This is a genomic window from Mesorhizobium sp. WSM4815 (genome assembly GCF_055811575.1).
The window spans coordinates 18,970-39,124 of the sequence record NZ_JBVVQS010000093.1 but is presented as its reverse complement, the minus strand read 5'-3'; the positions used below and the strand labels follow the sequence as shown (position 1 = coordinate 39,124).

General features: G+C 59.6%; 17 protein-coding genes. 7 read left to right on the top strand and 10 right to left on the bottom strand.

Annotated features, from left to right (window positions below; translation table 11 throughout):
- Nucleotides 1-131: 131 nt before the first annotated feature.
- From AC0L2B_RS15265 to AC0L2B_RS15255, 3 genes are all read right to left on the bottom strand, one after another.
- Nucleotides 132-581, bottom strand: coding sequence for a cyclic nucleotide-binding domain-containing protein (locus AC0L2B_RS15265; protein WP_091594718.1), 450 nt, complete (start codon nt 579-581; stop codon nt 132-134).
- Between the two features lie 302 nt (nt 582-883).
- A complete protein-coding gene (locus tag AC0L2B_RS15260) occupies nt 884-3,598 on the bottom strand; it encodes an ABC transporter transmembrane domain-containing protein (RefSeq protein ID WP_473745927.1) in 2,715 nt (904 codons plus the stop codon).
- 17 nt (nt 3,599-3,615) lie between these two features.
- Nucleotides 3,616-3,975 (bottom strand): hypothetical protein, encoded by a 360-nt coding sequence (locus tag AC0L2B_RS15255; protein ID WP_473745926.1) that lies wholly within the window; start codon nt 3,973-3,975, stop codon nt 3,616-3,618.
- 82 nt (nt 3,976-4,057) lie between these two features.
- On the opposite strand from AC0L2B_RS15255, the gene AC0L2B_RS15250 reads away from it, so the two are divergent.
- Nucleotides 4,058-4,729 carry a methyltransferase domain-containing protein gene (locus AC0L2B_RS15250; RefSeq protein WP_473746018.1) on the top strand — a complete coding sequence of 224 codons (672 nt, stop codon included), beginning with the start codon at nt 4,058-4,060 and terminating at the stop codon, nt 4,727-4,729.
- A 91-nt stretch (nt 4,730-4,820) separates the two neighbouring features.
- Here AC0L2B_RS15250 and AC0L2B_RS15245 read toward each other — a convergent pair whose 3' ends face one another.
- From AC0L2B_RS15245 to AC0L2B_RS15225, 5 genes are all read right to left on the bottom strand, one after another.
- Nucleotides 4,821-6,011, bottom strand: a complete 1,191-nt coding sequence (locus AC0L2B_RS15245; RefSeq protein WP_473745925.1) for a glycosyltransferase family protein — start codon at nt 6,009-6,011, stop codon at nt 4,821-4,823.
- Nucleotides 6,008-7,252 carry a glycosyltransferase gene (locus tag AC0L2B_RS15240; RefSeq protein WP_287139471.1) on the bottom strand — a complete coding sequence of 415 codons (1,245 nt, stop codon included), beginning with the start codon at nt 7,250-7,252 and terminating at the stop codon, nt 6,008-6,010. Before AC0L2B_RS15240 ends, AC0L2B_RS15245 begins: the two co-directional genes overlap by 4 nt.
- A 1-nt stretch (nt 7,253) precedes the next feature.
- The gene (locus AC0L2B_RS15235) at nt 7,254-8,468 is read right to left on the bottom strand and encodes a glycosyltransferase family protein (protein ID WP_473508194.1); all 1,215 of its coding nucleotides are present in this window, start codon (nt 8,466-8,468) and stop codon (nt 7,254-7,256) included.
- Nucleotides 8,469-8,572: 104 nt separating this feature from the next.
- The gene (locus tag AC0L2B_RS15230; protein ID WP_473745924.1) at nt 8,573-8,761 is read right to left on the bottom strand and encodes a hypothetical protein; all 189 of its coding nucleotides are present in this window, start codon (nt 8,759-8,761) and stop codon (nt 8,573-8,575) included.
- A 172-nt stretch (nt 8,762-8,933) separates the two neighbouring features.
- Nucleotides 8,934-9,800, bottom strand: a complete 867-nt coding sequence (locus AC0L2B_RS15225; protein WP_473585548.1) for a helix-turn-helix domain-containing protein — start codon at nt 9,798-9,800, stop codon at nt 8,934-8,936.
- Nucleotides 9,801-10,030: 230 nt separating this feature from the next.
- Between AC0L2B_RS15225 and melA (AC0L2B_RS15220) the strand changes: the two genes are divergently transcribed.
- From melA (AC0L2B_RS15220) to melA (AC0L2B_RS15195), 6 genes are all read left to right on the top strand, one after another.
- Nucleotides 10,031-11,503: an alpha-galactosidase gene (melA, locus tag AC0L2B_RS15220; protein ID WP_473745923.1), complete on the top strand. Its 1,473-nt coding sequence runs from the start codon at nt 10,031-10,033 to the stop codon at nt 11,501-11,503.
- A gap of 203 nt (nt 11,504-11,706) precedes the next feature.
- Complete coding sequence (locus AC0L2B_RS15215; RefSeq protein ID WP_473745921.1) at nt 11,707-13,791, top strand: ABC transporter substrate-binding protein; 2,085 nt, start codon at nt 11,707-11,709, stop codon at nt 13,789-13,791.
- Between the two features lie 122 nt (nt 13,792-13,913).
- Nucleotides 13,914-14,927: an ABC transporter permease gene (locus AC0L2B_RS15210; RefSeq protein ID WP_473490982.1), complete on the top strand. Its 1,014-nt coding sequence runs from the start codon at nt 13,914-13,916 to the stop codon at nt 14,925-14,927.
- Nucleotides 14,924-16,051 carry an ABC transporter permease gene (locus AC0L2B_RS15205; RefSeq protein ID WP_473745920.1) on the top strand — a complete coding sequence of 376 codons (1,128 nt, stop codon included), beginning with the start codon at nt 14,924-14,926 and terminating at the stop codon, nt 16,049-16,051. The genes AC0L2B_RS15210 and AC0L2B_RS15205 overlap by 4 nt, the downstream gene beginning before the upstream one ends.
- Before the next feature lie 13 nt (nt 16,052-16,064).
- Nucleotides 16,065-17,735, top strand: a complete 1,671-nt coding sequence (locus tag AC0L2B_RS15200; RefSeq protein WP_091594922.1) for an ABC transporter ATP-binding protein — start codon at nt 16,065-16,067, stop codon at nt 17,733-17,735.
- 23 nt (nt 17,736-17,758) lie between these two features.
- Nucleotides 17,759-19,132 (top strand): alpha-galactosidase, encoded by a 1,374-nt coding sequence (gene melA / locus AC0L2B_RS15195; RefSeq protein ID WP_473745918.1) that lies wholly within the window; start codon nt 17,759-17,761, stop codon nt 19,130-19,132.
- 100 nt (nt 19,133-19,232) lie between these two features.
- Here melA (AC0L2B_RS15195) and AC0L2B_RS15190 read toward each other — a convergent pair whose 3' ends face one another.
- Entirely contained in the window at nt 19,233-19,571 is a 339-nt protein-coding gene (locus tag AC0L2B_RS15190; RefSeq protein ID WP_473745917.1) for a slr1659 superfamily regulator, read from the bottom strand.
- Between the two features lie 20 nt (nt 19,572-19,591).
- Nucleotides 19,592-20,155, bottom strand: a complete 564-nt coding sequence (locus tag AC0L2B_RS15185; protein ID WP_473585521.1) for a slr1658 superfamily regulator — start codon at nt 20,153-20,155, stop codon at nt 19,592-19,594.

Below are 20,155 nucleotides of genomic sequence, written 5' to 3'. Positions count from 1 at the left end.
CCCCTTCCCAGTCCCCGTCGCCCATCGTAGCCAAACAACTGCTGCTAGGCGAGACAGGTTTTCTCCGGGGTAACCTTCTCAGCAAGAGGCCAGTGCCATCGCGACGGCGAGGATCGAGCGCACGTCATCCGTTATTTGGTGCTTCGTGCGTCGATCAGATCCGCGGTCGTATGGCTTAGGCGATCGGCAAGAACCCGCAATATCTCGATGGTCATTTCCGGGAACTCCCTCATAAGCCTCAGGAAATGATCCTTGCGGATCCTCAAGACTTCCAGCGGACTTGCCGCTCTGACGGTGGCGGTGCGAGAGCTGTTGCACAATATGGCGATCTCGCCAACAATCGAATTTGGCTCCAGTTCGGCAACTTTTATCGGTCCGCTGTCGGAATCGACCAGAATATCCGCCCTGCCTGAAAGGATGACATAGGCGGCGTCTCCCTCGTCGCCCTGCCGGAAAAGGATCTGGCCGGCGCTGTAGCTCACACGATCGGATGTGAACGCAAGCAGCTTGAGCTTTGTCGGGTCGATGGCAGAGAACAAGGGAACGCGTTGCAGCATTGCAACTTCATCCTTGAGCAGCATTGTCGCAAACCTTCCCAAAATTCGCGTTTGCCAGACTAGAGCAATGGACGCCCAGATGGAATGAATTCTGTTTCCGGGATGGCGAGACGAACCGCGCGAAAGGTGGCGAGCCCGCTGTCGTGCGATCGGGCGATGCCGCCTGGCAATGGCGTCCGCCAACCGGAAACTCGAAGAGCCGGATGAATCTGCGGCAAACCCTTCGGGTTTCGGCGGGATGTGACCTCGCTACGCCCGTCGTCGAATCCCTTGACCTTGCAGTAAATTCCCACCGGCAGAATGATCCCATCTGAATGTCCGCTGCTCTATGACAACAGTCCCTTGAATGTACCGTTCCCTGCCAAAAGTGTCTCGGGTGTTCCGTCTTCCACCAATTTACCCGAATCGAAGACGATAACGCGATCGCACATCATCGCCATCGCCGGATTCGTCACGACCCACACAATTGCCGGCGAATGGCCGTCGCGCCTGGCTTCCTCGAGCACGTTCCGCAGCACCTTGTCCTGCATGCGCTGGTCGAGCGCCGACAGCGGCCGGTTGAGAATGAGAAAATCAGGACGCTTGAGCAGGGCCCGGGCAACATCGAGTTTCTGTCGCTGCCCGCTGGTCAGCCGCCTGCCGCTGGAGCCGACGTTGAAGTCCAGGCCGACATCCAGAAGTTCGGCATAAAGCCCAAGTTCGTCAAGAATGTCATAGACGATGGAGCGTATGCGATCCGGCGCGTCGGGATGGTTGTTGCCCACACGCCCGAACAGGACATTATCCATGACGGTGGCCGCGGCAATGTATTTGGCGGGATCATACCGTTCGATGGCATTCTGCAGCTCGGGCGGCAGGTTTTCATAGAACAGGTTGCGTGCAGCGACGATCTTGCTCATCAGTTCGTCGCTCAGCAGGCCGAAGCGGTGCCGGGGCTCGATATAGGCAAAGCTCAAGGTGACGATCATGGCGCGGTCGCTCTCCGAAACCGCCTCGTGGGGACGGTTCTTGAGCCGTTGCAGCAAGGTTTCGTAGGTGGGTATCTCCTCGGCGCTCATGAAGGCAAGTTGCTGGAAGAACGGGTGATCGGGCGGCAGGTCGGCAAACAGCTCGATCGCCTGTTCGGCGATCTCCATGCCCATTTCGTAGAGCGTGCGGTCGAGGCCGGCTTGCCTCAGCACAGAAGCAAAATAGGGATTGGCCGCCAGAGCCCTGTCGGCCAGTTCGGGGCCGGCGGCAGCGCCGAAGAGCAGGTTTTGGCCGATCGTTGCTTCCTTGTTGTAGGCGCCCGGTTCGAAAGGAACAACCAGTCCGCTCAGCCCTTCGTGTTCCAGCCGGGTTCGCAGCGCCGCACGCAGTTCGACGATCCGCCTGGCAAGCTCGGAGTGACGCGTGAGGTCGGCCGAAGAGCGCAAGCCAAGATCCAGGATATCGCGCGATAGAACAACCGCGTCGAGTACCCGGCGCACGGCTTCAAAGAGGTCGTGCGGGCCGGTAGCGCCGGCGGAAGCATAGTTGATCCAGTCGCTGTGGATATCAAGATCCGGATTGCCCGACAGGCGCGCCTCGTGCATGTTCCAGCGGTGCTGGTCTGCCGCAGCATCGTCATAAGGCACCGATGTCAGCGGCGCATGCTTCAACCCGTAGAGCAGGTTATCGCGCAGGCTTGCCTGGAACAGGAAGACATCCGACGAGGCATAGGACATGCGCCGGCCGGTCACTGCTTCGGGGAGTTCAAGCAAGTCGTCGGCGCCCGAAGCGACCCTTCCGCTGTCCGGCCAGTTCAGCCTTGCGAAGGCTTCTGCAAGCGCCTCGGCTCCACCTGTTGCGGTACTTAGCAGCGCCACCGTCTCACCCGGCTTGATCTTGAGGGAGACACGGTCGAGGAGCATTGCACCGCCATCATCTGCTATCGACAGACCGATCGCCGACAGGGGCTTGGTCATCGGATCGGGATCATCGATCGTCAATGCCCCGATCCTCGGCGCAATGAGCCGATCGACGGTGAATTGTTCAACGACCTGCTGATATTTGACCTGGACATCCTGCCGCGCCTGATCCCAGTCGATCAGTTCCTTCATCGGTCCGGGCAGGTCCTTGTAGGCGCCGATCACGGCCACGAGCTGACCGACGTCCAGCCGCCCCTGGATGACCAGATACCCGCCGATCATGTAAAACAGAAAGGGCGTGAGCTGCGCGAGAAAATTGTTCAGGAACTTCACCATGAATTTCCATTGGTAAAGATCGAAGCGGATCTTGAAGATGAGCCCGAGCCGGGCAGCTATGTCGGCGCGCTCGTAGTTTGATGTGTCGTGGACGTGAACCGCGCCGATGCCGTCGACGATTTCGCCAACCCGGCCCGAAAGCGCGCGCGCCGTCAACTGCCGTTCGCGCCCGAGCACGATCAGCCGCCGCCGCATTCGCGGGATGAGCACGATCTGGACCGCCACGATCCCGGCCGCGATCATTCCGAGCCAGAAATTCTGGACCACGATGAACAGCATGGCCGTCAGCGCCTGGCCGCCGAGCAGCACCGGCTGCACGAAGGCATCGCCGATGAAGCCGCCCAGCGGCTCCACCTCGTCCTTCACCATGGTCGCCACTTCGGCGGATTTCACCCGCTTGAAGTAAAACGGCGGAAACCGCAGCACACGATCGACCAGATCGAAGCGGATACGCCGCAGCATGCGTTCGCCGAGGCGGCCTTTGTAGGTGTTGATATAGAATTTGAACAGGCCGTTGATGACGACCAGCAAGAGGAACACAAGGCTCAGCGCAAACAGCGTCGCCACGCGGTCGAGCTGAAAACCGGAGAAGAACTGGACCTCTCCGATGAACGGCAGGTTATAGTGCAGCCTCATGAATGGCTGGGTCGCGCCCGGTTGCTCGAACCCGCTACCTTGGATCGGGCCGTTGATGATCAGCTTCGGCAGGTCGAAGGACATGAAATACGGGATCATCGAAAGCACGACGATCATCAATATCCAGAGCTGCTGCTTCTTGGTGTGCGTCCAGATATAGCGGGCTAGGCTGGGTTCCATATGCGGCTGCGGACCCTTCAGTTGGAAGAATGCAGGATGCACCTGCTGGCGAATGGCGTGTCGGCAATTTCTTCGTCGCCAAAGACAAGCTCGAAGCTGCAGCGCACGGAGATTGTCCTGCGCTCAACGATGGAAGGAACCTGCGAGGCGGCGCGATCCAGTTCCGGCGCATGGTCGATGACAACGACATGGGCATTGCTGATCATCGAAGAAGGCGGCTGGCCAAACGGTTCGCGGCTTCGGTAGGGTTTCGGCGAATAGCCGAGCAGCACGAAGCCGCAGCTGAGCGGCTGGTGCTGGCGAATGGACGCCGCTGGTCCGGACAGATGCAACAGGCTCTCTCCGGCACCGGGCAATGGCGAAGCGGCTTGCAGCATAATCACGTCCGCGAATCAACAGCCTTCCGGGAGGCAAGATTGCGTTGTGTCGCCCGAAATCCCAACCTACAAGACGAATATGATGGATGTCACGCAACCACGCAATGCCGGCATGGACTGGCACGAGCAAGCTTTTGACCTGACGCGGGGAATTGCTGCCTATGTCAAGTGCCCCCTGGTGGCAGCGCTGGCGCGCGTCATCACCAGGCATCCGAACGCCGATATCGCCAACGCCTTCAACCACAAGCAGGTCGCCTGCAAGATGTGGGCGCTCGACAGGCTGTTCGAAAGCTGCGGCGGCCGGTTCGGGCGCATATGGGTTCTGGGTGGATGGTACGGCGTATTGCCGGCTATGCTTTTCAACGACGCTCGCTTCGACATCGCGGCGGTCGATAGCATCGACATCGATCCCGAAGTCGCGCCGGTCGCCCGGACCCTCAACCGGGAAGCCGGCGACCGTTTCCGGGCACTGACGGCAGATATGTACGCACTCGACTATGCGGCCGGGCGGCCCGACCTCATGGTCAATACGAGCTGCGAACACATAGCCGATCTGCGCGCCTGGCTTGCTCTGCTTCCGCGGGGCACGACTGTACTGCTGCAATCGAACGATTATTTCAGCGAGCCGACGCACATCAACTGCGTGGCTTCGCTTGCAGCCTTCGAAGCAATGGCGGCGTTACAGGAGGTGCGGTTCTCCGGCAAACTGCCGACAAAAAATTATACGCGCTTTATGCTGATTGGAACTGTGTGACGCATTTCGCCCGGTTTGGGACAACGACATGCATAAACGAGGAGTTGAAGCGCGTCGCACGAATCTCGCCAGATGCGATGCGCGTTAGCATCTATCGTCTGTTTTGATCATGAACTTCTCCGAAACCGGGCCCCACTTTTAGGGACCATGTTCGATACCGCTGGCGCAGAATTTGCGCCGAGCGATGCGCGCCCTCCAGATCGAGACGATGCGCGGCTGGCGTCGGTCCCGCAAGCGCCTGTTCGATCGCTTGCGCCAAACCTTCAGGCGTTAGGTCCTTCTCCATCAGCACCGTTGCAAGACCGAGTTCTTCGAGCCTCAGTGTGCGAACCGTCTGTTCGGTTTCCCCGCCGGCTGCAAATGGAACGAGCAGAGAGCGACAACCCGCGCGCAGGACATCGCAGACCGTGTTGTAACCCGCCTGCGAGACCGACAGGCGGGCGCCGGTCAGCAGGCTGGCGAAATCCTCGCGGAACCGGAAGATGGACAGGACCGGCGAGGCATCGCGTGTGATCGCGTCAAACTCCTCTTTCGGCAGGTGGGGGCCGGTGATCAAACACCATTTCCCAGCGTTGTTGGCATGCCGCGCCGCTGCGATCGTGGAGCTGACAAGGCTCTTTCCGGCAGCCCCGCCGCCAACCGACACCAGAACGTCGAAGCGCTCGGAGGCCGCGGGCGATGGCGGCGCGGCAACGAGCCCTGTGTAGGTGACCTCGGCCTTGATCGCCCCAGCCAGTGGAAATGTCTTGTCGATGGTTGCGAAAGCCGGATCGCCGTGGACCATGACAAGGTCGAAATGCCTGTTGATCAGATCGACCGTTTCCTCGTTTCGGCCCGGCTTGACGCGCTGCTGAAGGATATCACGGACCGACGTCGCCAGCAGCGGTCTGGGCGACGTCGCGTCGATGGCCTCGATCAGCGGCAGGAGTTCGAAACGCATCTGCCGGCGTCCAAATGGAAACGCCTCGATAATGACGATATCAGGCCTGCAATCCCGGAAGGCCTGCAGCAGCATCTCTGAACGCCATCTCTTGAAATCATCGTCGATGGGTTTGCCCTGCAGGCCGACAAGTCCGGAAAATCCTTCATCACCGGAGGTGACAGGTGGCAGGGCTACAGATTTCACACCCACTCCCGGAAACCCCGCGATCGGCGCTCCGCCGGTCACGACCGTTACGTCAAACCCGTCATCGACCAGAGCCGCCGCAATGCGGCTGGCGCGCGCGAGATGGCCGATACCGAGCAGGTGCTGAACATAGAAGAAAGCGCGCAGCCGCTTCATTCGGCGGCCCGCCACTCCCGCTCGAACAGTTCCTTGAGCTGTCCAATGCTTGCCAAATGATCGAAATTACCGCGCACGCGCCGCTCTGCGGCGTCGCCGAGGCGGGCGCGCAGCACGGGATCACGGATCAGGCGCTCCAGCGCCTGCGCCAGGGCAATTGGGTTTTCCGTCGGAACCAGCAGCCCGGTTTCATCCGGCGATAGAAGCTCCGGCACGCCGGAAATATCGGTCGACACGCAGGCAAGCCGCTGGCTAGCCGCCTCCACCAGGACATTCGGCAGACCGTCCCGGTCGCCATTTGCGGTGATCCTGCAGGCCAGGGCGAAGATGTCGGCGCAGCGGTAGTGCTCAAGCACCTCCTCCTGCGCAAGCGCGCCTTTCCAAAAGACGCGGCCATCCAGGCCGAGCTTTTGCGCCAGCGCCTTGAACCGTTCCAGTTCCTCGCCGCCGCCGATGTGCTCGAAACGCCACGCCAAATCACCAGGCAAGAGGGCAAGGGCCTCCAGCAACGTATCGTAACCTTTCTTTTCAACGGCGCGCCCGACACTCAGAATGATAACCGGTTCGTCCGGCGCCGAGCCGTCATGCTGTTTTCGCGCCTCGCCGAAACTGCCGAAGCGATCAAGGTCGAGCCCATGATAGCTCAGATGCACAGACGCGTTGCCGTTAGCGAGTTTTTTCAGACGGTCGAAGCCGGTTTTCGTGCAAGTGACCGTCCAGCGGGCCGAGGAAAGCTTGCCAGCCAGATCCCAGTCCGCCGAAGTCCAGATGTCCTTGGCATGGGCCGAGCAGCTCCAGGGCAGGCCACGAAGCTGGCTGGCATAGCGCGTCACCGATGCCGGTGTGTGCGCGAAATGTGCGTGCAGCCAGCCCGCGTCTTCCGGCCATTCGGCCGCCAGCACGAGCGCTTGCCCGAAGCGGCGCGCGCGATTGCGCGTAAAGTCGCGGCCGAGGTCGATAGCCAGCGATCCGAGCGCGCGCCAGAAGCCCGGCCGAAGCAGATAAGCAAACAGCGAGCGAACCACGCGCAGCGGCTCTTCATGCAGATATTCCGGCAGATAATGGACGGGCGCTTTGATCTCGTCATGCACGGGGTGGCGTTTTGCGTCGGTCGGCCGCCTGAGGGCGAAGAGTATCAGGTCGAACCCCGCACGCTCCAGACCGAGCAGTTCCTGCGCGATGAAGGTTTCCGACAGCCGCGGATAGCCCTTCAGAACCACGACGATCTTGCGATGTTGCAACTCAGATCATGCCTTCAATGACCGAAAGGTGATGGCCGCCCCGCCGGTCGAGCAGTTCCGCGACGATTTCAGAAATGTGAGGCAGCCCTTCCAGCGTCAGATGCGGATGGCTCTGCGATGGGCCGGGCCGGGCCGGCAGCACCTCCAGCGCATTGGCAAACCGCTGGGAATCCTCGGCTTCTTCCGGCAAAAGCATCTCAATGAGGCCGAGTTCGGCTGCGCGCCGTGCTCGAATCAGTTGTTCCTCGCGGGGCTTGACGCGCGGCACGATCAGCGCCGGCTTGTCGAAAGACAGTATCTCGCAATAGGTGTTGTAACCGCCCATCGCCACGACCGCCTTGGCGCCGGCAATGAGATCTTCCATGCGGTTGTCGAACTCGATGATCTTGATATAGGGGATCTTGGCCCCCTTCTTGAGCAGCTTGTTGCGCTTGCGCGCCGGCATGTAAGGCCCAAGCACGATCAGCGCCCTATGCTGCAATTGCGGATCCTGCTGATAGGCATCGATGACACTGTGGATCAGGTCGCCGCCGTCACCGCCGCCACCGGTGGTAACGAGGATATAATCGCCGTCGGGCCGGTGGCCGGGCAACTCGTTCTTCTGCAGGCTCCGTTGCAGGAAACCGACGAACTTCATCTTTGCCCTGACAGCCGGCGGCACGTCCAAACCGATCAGCGGATCGTAGAAATCCGGCGGACCATAGACCCAGACCTTGTCGTAGAACAGGCCTATCTTGCGCATCACATCCCTGTGTGCCCACTCTGCTTCGAGCAGATGCGGCGCGTCCATCACCTCGCGCAGGCCAAGCACGAGCGTGGTGCCCCGCGTCTTGAGATAGGACAGCGTGTCCTCGATCTCACCGCGCAGGCCGAGCGGTTCCTTGTCGACGATGAAAATATCCGGCCGGAAGGTCTCGGCTGTGTGGCGGATGATCGACTGGCGCATCCTTAGCGTCTCATGCAGATCGATATCCTTTTCCAGCGAGGTGTATTCGCCGTTGCGCAACTTGATGACGCTGGGGATCTTCACGAAGTCGACACGGGCGCGGTAGTCGAAGGCGCCAGCGATAGTCGCACCCGAAATGATAAGCACCTGAAGTCCGCGGAAATCCTCGACCAGCGAATGCGCGATCGTGCGGCAGCGCTGCAAGTGGCCGAGCCCGAACGTGTCGTGGCTGTACATGAGAATTCGAGCATTTTGTACGTGCTGGGTCATTGTTGAACGTCTTTTGGAATTCTCGCCTGAGGACCGTGGACGACCCCGCACGAAACCATCCTCGCGGGTCTGCCGACCTGTTTTGGAACATGACGGCGCAATTATCAATTACCCAAGAGGGTCCATATGCAGAAGCCAGGAAGCTGCGTCTGCTCAGCAGCCACGCTGGTCCAGAGAACCTGCATCATTTTCTGGTCTTGATCATCTCGGATTGGCAGCGAAGATTCGGACAAGGCGGCGTTGGCAGAAATAGACGTTTCCAAGGTTGAGGTCGAGAGTTCGAAGCGCTTCATCCGCTCCAAGTTCTTTCAAGGGAATCAAGCTATTGAGAGGCGCCTTTCGGGACGCCTTTTGCTTACAAGGCCAGCTTTGCCGCCTCCTGAAAGCCGATGTCCGAGTGATCAGGTTGACGGTCTCTCTCGCGCTAAAAGCAGCCATCAAAGGATGACAGGTCAGCGCTATTTGTCATCTGTCCAAAATCTGCCCCTGCTGATAACCGGCGCTTGCATACATGCCAGTGGTTCTGAATTCTGTCGGACTGACGCCGAAGCCACGTCGGAATACCTTGGCGAAGTAGTTGGGATCTTCGAAGCCGCACATGCCGGAAATATCCTTCACCGGAAGGTCGGCGGACATGGTCAGTAGCTTTGCGGCGCGGTCGAGGCGTCGGTTGAGGACGAACTCAGCCGGAGGAATACCTTCATGCGCCGCGAACACACGTGAGAAATGGGCGCGACTGAGACCGGAAAGCCGCGCCAGCTCATCGACCGGCAACGGCAGATGCAGATGCGCACCGATATAGTCAGTCACCTGACGCACTACCGAATTCTCCGCCACGTCATTTCCGTGTAGTTGGAACACGTCGTCATAGAGTGCCATGGCCGCCTCGTAGGAAATTGCCGAGGCGCGTGCCGGCGTTGAGCCGTCGCCTTTGACCAGCCGGTAGGCGCAGTCGGCCAGATTATCGACGGTGGCTGCCCGAAGGCTGAACACCGGTCCTTTCGTTGCCAGGACTTCTCTATGGATGCGCAACGCTTCCGCCCCATGCATCGATATCCAGAAAAACTCCCAGCGCCCGCCTTTTTCGACCCAGTAGCGGTGCGAATGCGGAACAACCAACAGCATCGTCTCGCCCGGAGCGATGCGGTAGGACCTGGTTCCGTAACGCAGGTTTCCGGTGCCGCTGATGGTGTGCTGCATCACTGTGAACGGCGTCTGCCCGCGCCTGCGGCCATCCCAGCTGTAGCCGGCATCCGTTCTCACGTCGTAGCCGGTGCTCGTCGGCATGGTGTGCAATCGCTGCCGAGCCCGCGGCAGGGAAATCATTTTCATCACTGGTCCAAGGTCGACGAGTTTTTGCAGCACAAAATTACCCTACAAAGCACATCTACGCCCTACCGGAGGGGCGTGATCTTACGCATATTGACCAAAAACAAAAGAGATGAGGATGAAATCCCGGTTGCACGCCGCCTGGTTGCGTGTCTTCCGAATAACACGCCTGGACTGGATTTCCACGAACCAATTTTACCTATCGGTCCAATCCGCTTGCGGAGAAGGTTCGAATGAGCAGATTTAAGATCGCAATCATTGGCGCGGGCAGCGTCGGTTTCACCAAGAAGCTGTTCACGGACATTTTGTGTGTGCCGGAGCTGCGCGACATCGAGTTCGCACTGACCGACATCAGCGAGCACAATCTCAAGATGATCGAGTCAATTCTCCTGCGGATCGTCAAGTCGAGCCAGCTTCCTGCACGGGTGACCGCGACGACGGACCGCCGCAAGGCGATCGAGGGCGCGCGCTACATCATTAGCTGTGTGCGCGTCGGAGGTCTCGCCGCCTATGCCGACGATATCCGCATCCCCTTGAAATATGGCGTCGACCAGTGCGTCGGCGATACGATCTGCGCCGGTGGCATTCTCTACGGCCAGCGCAACATCCCGGTCATTCTGGATTTCTGCAAGGACATTCGCGAACTGGCCGAGCCAGGCGCGAAATTCCTGAACTATGCCAACCCGATGGCGATGAACACCTGGGCGGCGATCGAATTCGGCAAGGTCGATACGGTCGGTCTCTGCCATGGGGTCCAGCATGGGGCCGAGCAGATTGCCGAGATCCTCGGCGCCGGGGAAGGCGAGCTCGACTATGTCTGCTCCGGCATCAACCACCAGACCTGGTTCGTCGACGTTCGCGTCAAGGGCCGCAAGATCGGCAAGGATGAGCTCGTCGCCGCCTTCGAGGCGCATCCGGTCTTCTCGCGGCAGGAGAAACTCAGGATCGACGTGTTGAAGCGCTTCGGCGTCTATTCGACCGAAAGTAACGGCCACCTGTCGGAATATCTGCCCTGGTACCGCAAACGGCCTGAGGAGACCGCCAAGTGGATCGACATGTCGGACTGGATCCACGGCGAAACCGGCGGTTATCTGCGCTATTCGACCGAAACCCGGAACTGGTTCGAGACCGAGTTCCCGCAATTCCTCGAAGATGCGGGAAAGCCCTTCGATCCCGGGCGCCGCTCGAACGAGCACGCCAGCCACATACTGGAGGCGCTCGAGACCGGCCGGGTCTATCGCGGGCACTTCAACGTCAAGAACGAAGGCGTCATCACCAATCTTCCGTCCGATGCAATCATCGAATCGCCTGGTTTCGTCGATCGCTTCGGCATCAACATGGTGGCCGGCATCACGCTTCCGGAAGCCTGCGCCGCGACCTGCATTTCGTCGATTAATGTCCAGCGCATGTCCGTCCACGCGGCAATCTCCGGCGACATCGACCTCCTGAAACTGGCCGTGCTGCACGATCCGCTGGTTGGCGCCGTCTGCACGCCGGAAGAAGTCTGGCAGATGGTCGACGACATGGTTGTGGCGCAAGCGCAATGGCTGCCGCAATTCGCCCATGCGATCGACAGCGCCAAGGAGCGGCTGAGCCGCGCGACGGTAAAAACGCGGGAATGGAAGGGCGTCGCCCGCCGCGAGGTTCGCTCGATCGAAGAGATCAGGGCCGAAAAGGACGCCATGAAGTTGCGCGCGGCCGGCTGAGACATTGGTTGCGATAAGCCAATGTTCCGGAAAACCGGGCGGACAGGATCGTGCCTCGGCGAATGCGCCCGGGCAGCGCGGCACTGTCATCCGAGAAGCGGAATACCGCTTCTGAGAAAGCGGAATACCGCTTCGTTCGATGCTTGTAGGAGGAAAGCCATGCCATCGCGGCAGGCCCGAAGCATAAGGGAGAAATCAGGACAATGAACATTTTTGGCCGCATGAAAACCGCCGCCGCGCTCCTGTTTGGTGTGTCGGCGTTCGTGATCCAGGCCGTGGCCTCCGAGCCGACGATCGTGCCGGAACAGCCGCCGTTTCCGGCGCAAGGCACGATCAATTACGTGCCGCGCGATTCAATTCTGGAATTCAAGGCGCTATCCGAGTATCGCGAGCCGGAGTGGGTCACCGAAAAATTCGTCAAGACCGGGAAACTGCCTCCGTTGGCCGAGCGGCTGCCGAAGGAGCCGATGGTCTTCAAGACAGGCAACATGCCCGACGGGATAGGCGTCTATGGCGACACGATGCGCCACGTCGTCGGCGGCCGGCCGGAAGGCTGGAACTACAGTGCCGGGCAGACGCAAGGCTGGGGCGGCATTGACATTGCGATGTTCGAATGCCTGACGCGCACCGCGCCGCTCTTCCAGGTCGATGCCAAAGACGTCGAGCCGCTGCCCAATCTTGCCCGGAGCTGGGAGTGGTCGGAAGACGGCCACACACTGACGATGAAGTTGATCGAAGGCGCAAAGTGGTCCGACGGAGATCCCTTCGACGCCGATGACGTGATGTTCTATTGGGACGACAATGTCGTCGATCCGAACGTCTCGCCGCTGAACGGTGCAACACCGGAAACGTTCGGAGAAGGCACCACCCTGAAGGCGGTAGACAAATATACGGTCAAATGGACTTTTAAGGACGCGTTCCCGCGCCAGCATCTCTATGCGATGGCCTATGGAACCTTCTGCCCTGGCCCCTCGCACATTTTGAAGACCAAGCATCCGAAATATGCAGGCACCACCTACGACGAGTACAAGAACGGCTTTCCGCCGGAATACTTGAATATGCCCGTCATGGGCGCCTGGGTGCCTATCGAATACCGTTCGGACGACGTCATCGTGCTTCGCCGCAATCCTTACTATTGGAAGGTGGACGAAGAGGGAAATCAGCTGCCCTATCTCAACGAACTGCACTACAAGCTTTCGACCTGGGCCGATCGCGACGTGCAGGCGATCGCCGGGTCCGGCGATATCTCGAACCTGGAGCAACCTGAAAATTTCGTGGAATCGCTGAAGCGCGCCGCACAGGAAACGGCTCCCGCGCGGCTGGCCTTTGGCGCCCGGCTGATCGGCTACAATCTGCGCATGAACTTTTCAGCCAATGGCTGGGGCGAGCCGGACGAGCGGGCGCAGGCCGTACGCGAGCTCAACCGCAACGTCGATTTCCGTAAGGCCGTGACCATGGCCATCGATCGCAAGAAACTCGGCGAATCCCTCGTCAAAGGACCCTTCACCGCGATCTATCCCGGCGGCATTTCCTCTGGCACGAGCTTTTACGACCGCGCCTCGACGGTGTACTACCCGTTTGATCTGGAAGGCGCCAAGGCGCTGCTGGAGAAGGTCGGGTTGAAGGACACGGACGGCAACGGCGCCGTCAACTTCCCGGCCGGTACAGCTGGCGGCTCGGACGTACAGATCGTGCTTCTGGTGAATTCCGACTACAGCACCGATCGCAATCTCGCGGAAGGTCTGGTCGGCCAGATGGAACAGCTTGGCCTCAAGGTCGTGCTCAACACAATCGATGGCGCGAAGCGCGACGCAACCCAGTATGCCGGGCGCTTCGACTGGCTTGTTCGCCGCAACGAACAGGAACAGACCTCGGTTGTGCAGAACACGACCCAGCTTGCCCCGACCGGTCCGCGCACGAGTTGGCATCACAGGGCAGGAACGGACGGCACGGTCGATCTGATGCCGTTCGAACAGGAACTCGTGGACGTCGTCAACAAGTTCATCTCCAGCAACGACAATGACGAGCGGGCTGATCTGATGAAGCAGTTCCAGAAGGTCTCGACGACGAATCTCGATACGATCGGCCTGACAGAATATCCGGGTGCGCTCATCATCAACAAGCGCTTCTCCAATATTCCGGAAGGCGTGCCGATCTTCATGTTCAATTGGGCGGAGGACACGATCATCCGTGAACGGGTCTTCGTCGCGGCCGACAAGCAGGGCGACTACGAGCTGTTCCGCGAGCAGCTTCCGGGCAAGCCCGGTGAAGGCGGTCCGATCAACTGACCGCAGTCGATTTCCCCTCCGGCGAGCATCCGCCGGAGGGGAGGTTGCGAACTGAACCGTGGAGATACCGCGCCTCGTGAAGGAGCAGATCGCCACGAGCCACAAGAGAAGCAAACACGATCATGTTCAGATTTCTGCTTGTGCGTATCGCCTCGGCGATTCCTGTCCTCTTCGTCCTGAGCGTCGTGACGTTCGCGATCATCCAGGCCCCGCCGGGCGACTACAGCGACTATGTGCGCTCGCAACTGATCAACCAGGGTGGCGCATCCTTCGAAAAGGCCGACGCCCAGGCGCAGGCCTACAAGATCGCGCATGGCCTCGATAAGCCCTTGCCCCTCCAGTACGTCAACTGGATCACCGGCATCGTCACCCGCGGCGATTTCGGCCACAGTCTCTTCTACAACAAGCCTGTCGCCGATGTGGTCGGCGAACGTTTGCCCCGTACGCTGGCGCTGGCGCTCGTCTGCCATATCCTGGCTTCGGTGATCGGCATCACCTTCGGCGTTTTGGCGGCAACCCGGCAATATTCCTGGGTGGATAGCGTGCTGTCGGGGATCTCGTTTCTCGGCATGACGGTACCGCGATTCCTGATGGCGCTGATCATCGTCTATATCCTGGTGTTCCACTTCAATGTCACTGAGATCAACAGTTTCCATTCCGCCCGCTACGGCGGGGCGCCCTGGTCGTGGGGCAAGTTCGTCGATCTGGTCAAGCATGTCTGGCCGGTCATCGCGATCGCCACTTTGGGCGGGCTCGCCTACAACATGCGCGTCATGCGGGGCAATCTTCTCGATACGCTGAACGCCCAATATGTCGAAACGGCTCGGGCTAAGGGCTTGAGCGAGCACACGGTGGTCATGCGCCACGCTGTGCCGAACGCGCTGCATCCGCTCGTCATGTATCAGGGCGTCGTGCTGCCCTACATGCTGACCGGCGAGATCGAAACCGCGATCATCTTCGCCCTGCCGACGGTCGGCCCGGCCATCGTCGGCTCGATGTGGATCGGCGACGTCTATGTCACGGCGACCTTCATGTTGGTTCTGTCGGTGACCCTGATCGTCGGCAACATCATCGCCGACATGCTGCTTGCAGCGCTCGACCCGCGGGTTCGCCTTGGGGGAGGGGCCGACGCATGAAAGCCGACGTCCAATCCATAATCTGCGCCTCCGTGCCGCCGGCCAAAGGCAATGGCAACGAAACCTATACCGCGCTTGTCTGGCGCCGTCTGAAGCGATCCTGGACCGGCATGATAGGGCTGATCCTTGTCTGCCTCCTGATGATCATGACGATATTCGCGGAGTTCTTCGCACCCGTCGATCCGAAGCTGACCGGCGTCGGTTTCGCGCCGCCTCAGACAATCAGCATGACGGATCGGGGCGGGAACTTCGTCTTTCCGCCGCGCAGCTATCCGATTCGTGAAACAGATGAATTCGACCCCGTCACGTTCCAGCCGATCGTAGGCCCCGACTACGAAAACCCGCAGACGCTCGGCTTTTTCGTCAAAGGGTTCGGATACAGGCTTTTCGGACTGATCCCGGCGCAGCGGCATTTCTTCGGCGCCACCGACGGAAGCCCGGTCAATTTCCTCGGCACCGACAAATTCGGCCGCGATGTGCTGTCGCGCATCATCTACGGCTCGCGCATTTCGCTGATGATCGCCCTGACCGTGGTGTTCATCATCACGGTAGTCGGCACGACGGTCGGCATGGTGTCCGGATATTTCGGCGGAAGGTTCGACGCATGGATACAGCGCTTCGTCGAACTGGTGCTCGCCTTTCCGCAACTGCCGCTTTATCTCGCGCTCACCTCGCTGATTCCGGTGACGGCGCCGACCAATGTCTTCCTCGCGTTCGTCATCGTCGTCATGTCGGCGCTCGGCTGGGCACAGCTGTCGCGCGAAGTTCGAGGCAAGACTCTGGCGCTGGCGCGGATCGACTATGTGCGGGCGGCGATGGCGATCGGCGCAACCGACCGCCGGATCATCTTTCAGCATATTTTCCCCAACGTCATGAGCCACGTCATCGTCGCCGTCACGCTGGCGATCCCCAATGTCGTGCTGCTTGAGTCCTTCCTCGGCTTCCTCGGTTTCGCGGTGAAGCCGCCGCTGATCTCCTGGGGGCTGATGCTGCAGGATACCGCGACATACTCCGTCATTGGGTCCTATCCCTGGATCCTTGCCCCCGTGGGTTTCGTGCTGGTCACCGTCTTTGCGTTCAATGCGCTGGGCGATGGTCTTCGCGACGCCGTCGATCCCTATTGAGAAGGCCGGCACCATGGCTCTGACGGAAAAGACCTCGATGGCGCCGGACGAACGTCACGATCATGCGGTGAGGACCGGCAGTCCGATCATCGACGCCCGCAATGTCGCGGTGACCTTCAAGGTAGAAGGCGGAACCGTCGACGCGGTCAAGGATGTCTCGTTTCAGCTCTATCGCGGCGAGACCATCGCTGTGGTGGGAGAATCCGGCTCCGGCAAGTCGGTGACGGCGCGCACGGTCATGGGCCTGCTCACCAAGCGCGCCACCGTGGCCGTGCACTCGCGGATCGAATATGATGGGAAGAATGTGCTGAAATTCTCCGACCGGCAGCGCCGGGCGCTGCGCGGCGACCGCATTTCGATGATATTCCAGGAGCCGATGAGCTCGCTCAATCCGGTCTACACGGTCGGCGCGCAGATCATCGAGGCGATCCGCGTTCATCAGAAGATGAGCCGCAGGCAAGCTGCGGAGCGTACGCTGGAGCTGTTGCGGCAGGTGCAGATTCCGGACCCGGAAAGCCGCTTCAACCAATATCCGCACCAGCTTTCAGGCGGTCAGCGCCAGCGCGTCATGATCGCCATGGCGCTCGCCAATAATCCGGACGTACTCATCGCCGACGAACCCACGACGGCACTCGACGTCACCGTGCAGGCGCAGATCCTCAACCTCATCCGTGATCTGCAGCAGAAGCTCGGTATGGCGGTAATCCTGATCACTCACGATCTGACAGTCGTTCGCCAGTTTTCCGACTACGTCTATGTCATGAGCCAGGGCGAGGTGAAGGAGCACAACACCACTGAAGCGCTCTTCAAGAACCCGCAGCATCCCTATACGCGCCATCTTCTGGCGTCCGAACCAAAGGGTATGGCCAATCCGACACCGGTGGACTCAGCCGTCATTCTCGAGGGCTGCAATGTGCGGGTGTCGTTCATGCTGAAGCACGGCGGGTTCTTCAAGCCGCGGCTCAAGGAACTCGTCGCCGTCGACAGCCTCAGCCTAAAGCTTCACCGGTACGAAACCCTGGGGCTGGTCGGCGAATCCGGGTCCGGCAAGACGACGTTCGGGCAGGCGCTGGTGAAGCTCCTGACGGCCGACGGCGGCGAAATCTTCTTCGACGGCGAACCGATCCACGCAAGGACACGTGACCAGATGCGGCCGCTCAGATCGCGCATGCAGGTCGTCTTTCAGGATCCGTTCTCCTCGCTCAATCCGCGCATGTCGGTCGGCCAGATCATCGAGGAGGGGCTGATCGTCAATCGGCTCGGCGACAACAAAAGTGATCGGTTGCAGCGCGTGGAGCAGGCGCTTGTCAGCGCCGGGCTTCCGCACAACATCCTGTCGCGCTTTCCGCACGAGTTTTCCGGCGGACAGCGCCAGCGCATCGCTATTGCGCGGGCAATCGCACTCGAACCGGAATTCATCCTGCTCGATGAGCCGACATCGGCGCTCGATCTCTCCGTTCAGGCCCAGATCATCGACCTCCTGCGCAAACTGCAGGACGAGCGCGGCCTGAGCTATCTCTTCATTTCCCACGATCTCAAGGTCGTACGCGCGCTTTGTCATCGGGTCGTGGTGATGCAGCACGGTAAAATCGTCGAGGAGGGACCCGTCGACGAGGTTCTTTCCCATCCAAGGACCGCCTACACTGAACGGCTCGTCAAGGCCGCGTTCGAGGTAGCCGCATAAATCGCAGACAAGAGGCGCAATTCATGACGAGACAACCCAAAATCACGTTCATCGGGGCCGGTTCCACCGTCTTCATGAAGAATGTCATCGGCGATGTGCTGCAGCGGCCGTCTCTTTCGGGCGCTACCATCGCGCTGATGGACGTCAATCCGCAGCGCCTGGAAGAAAGCGAGATCGTCGCCGGAAAGCTGGTCAAGACGCTTGGCGCTGCGGCGACCATCGAGACGCATTCCAGCCAGCGCAAGGCCCTGGAAGGCGCGGATTTCGTCGTCGTTGCCTTCCAGATTGGCGGCTACGAGCCCTGCACGGTCACTGATTTCGAGGTGCCGAAGAAATACGGCCTGCGCCAGACGATCGCCGATACGCTCGGTGTTGGCGGCATCATGCGGGGTTTGCGCACCGTGCCGCATCTCTGGAAAATCTGCGAAGACATGATGGCAATCTGCCCCGACGCCATCCTCCTGCAATACGTCAACCCGATGGCGATCAACACCTGGGCGATTGCGGAAAAGTATCCGCTCATCAAGCAGGTCGGTCTCTGCCATTCGGTGCAGGGAACGGCTTTCGAACTCGCCCGAGATCTCGAAATCCCGCTCGAGGAAATCCGTTACCGTGCCGCCGGCATCAACCACATGGCCTTCTACCTGAAATTCGAGCATCGGCAGGCCGATGGCAGCTACCGCGACCTTTATCCGGATCTCGTGCGCGGCTACCGCGACGGGCGATTTCCGAAACCCAGCCACTGGAATCCGCGCTGTCCGAACAAGGTGCGTTACGAGATGCTGACCCGCCTCGGCTATTTCGTCACCGAAAGCTCGGAGCATTTCGCCGAATACACGCCCTATTTCATCAAGGACGGCAGGCCCGATCTGATCGAGAAGTTCGGCATTCCGCTCGATGAATATCCCAAGCGCTGCATCGAGCAGATAGAGCGATGGAAAGGGCAGGCGGCCGCCTACCGGAGCGCCGAGAACATCGAGATCGAGGAGAGCCATGAATATGCTTCCTCGATCATGAACTCGGTCTGGACCGGCGAGCCCTCGGTTATTTACGGCAATGTCCGCAACAATGGCTGCATCACCTCGCTGCCGGAAAATTGCGCGGCCGAAGTGCCGTGCCTGGTCGATGCGTCCGGCATCCAGCCGACCTTCATCGGCACCTTGCCGCCGCAACTGACGGCGCTCATCCGCACCAATGTCAATGTGCAGGAACTGACTGTCGCGGCCTTGATGACGGAAAACCGCGAGCATCTTTATCACGCGGCGATGATGGATCCGCATACCGCCGCCGAGCTCGATCTCGACCAGATCTGGTCGCTGGTCAGCGATCTGCTCGCCGCGCACCGCGACTGGATTCCGGAGTGGGCGCGGATCTCGAAAAACGTGCAGGCAGCGTAAGGACGGAACGGTCCTGGTTTGGAGCCGCGATTCTCATCTCAAAAGGCAGACGTCCGGAAAGTGTAGCCGAATGGTCTTTGGCGCCTGGATAAACCGCCTGTCAGCCAACGAAGAGTACCATCGCAGGATGTAGTTTTTTGAGATTTGGCAGCGATTTCGACTGCCAAGGTATTTCCGAGCTTCCCCGGACAACGAGTTGGATCTCTGGATGCTTTCTGACCTCTATGGTAAATTTGGCCAATAAATTGATGCCCGACGAGTTAAGAAACTCCAAGTCTGATACATGTATCGTTATAGTAGTAGGATTGGAGGTAAGGACATTCATCATTAGCTGCAAAATGGGCGCATAGGCCTCAGAACTGGACAACCTCATTACGCCGTCAAAATAAACATCGCTTCCTTCGTTCCACACGCGATAATTTGTCGTTGTTATGTCCACGATTTTGTCTTCATTTCGTTTTAGTTATAAGTTTCTGATGATACCACAATCGAAGCATATGTTTCCAGGCGAACCTGATCCCTTTCGTCGGCGGGGCTGAAGACCCAAGCCAGGCTCGCGCCATAGTCGCTCATCAACGTCAGCAATCCAAGACCGGAATTTGTTGTCTGAGGATCCGCGGCATTCTCTTCGATTCGCTGGATCAGGAGATCACCCGGATCGCCGGCTGTGATCTCCGACAGAAGATTTTGAAATTTAGCGGTCGTTTCGATGTCAACAACATTCGAAACCTTGATTTTAAAACTTTCCGATTCTATGGCCGCCTCGATCGTGATCTCGCCGGGCGCACGAAACTTGACCGCATTTTCAATCAGTTCGTTGACTAGATAGCCAATGCTGTGTCGCACTTCCCTGTAGTCGTTGCGAGAAGACTGGAAGCGCAGGGCAAAAACGTCCGCGATGAAGTCCGAAGTAGTAGCGCAATGATGCCAACTCAGGTCGAGAGGTCCATCGAACAATCGCACGCGGCTGACGCTCTCTCTCATTCCAATTGCAAAGTCGGCTGTTCCGAACAGTGTTGTCAT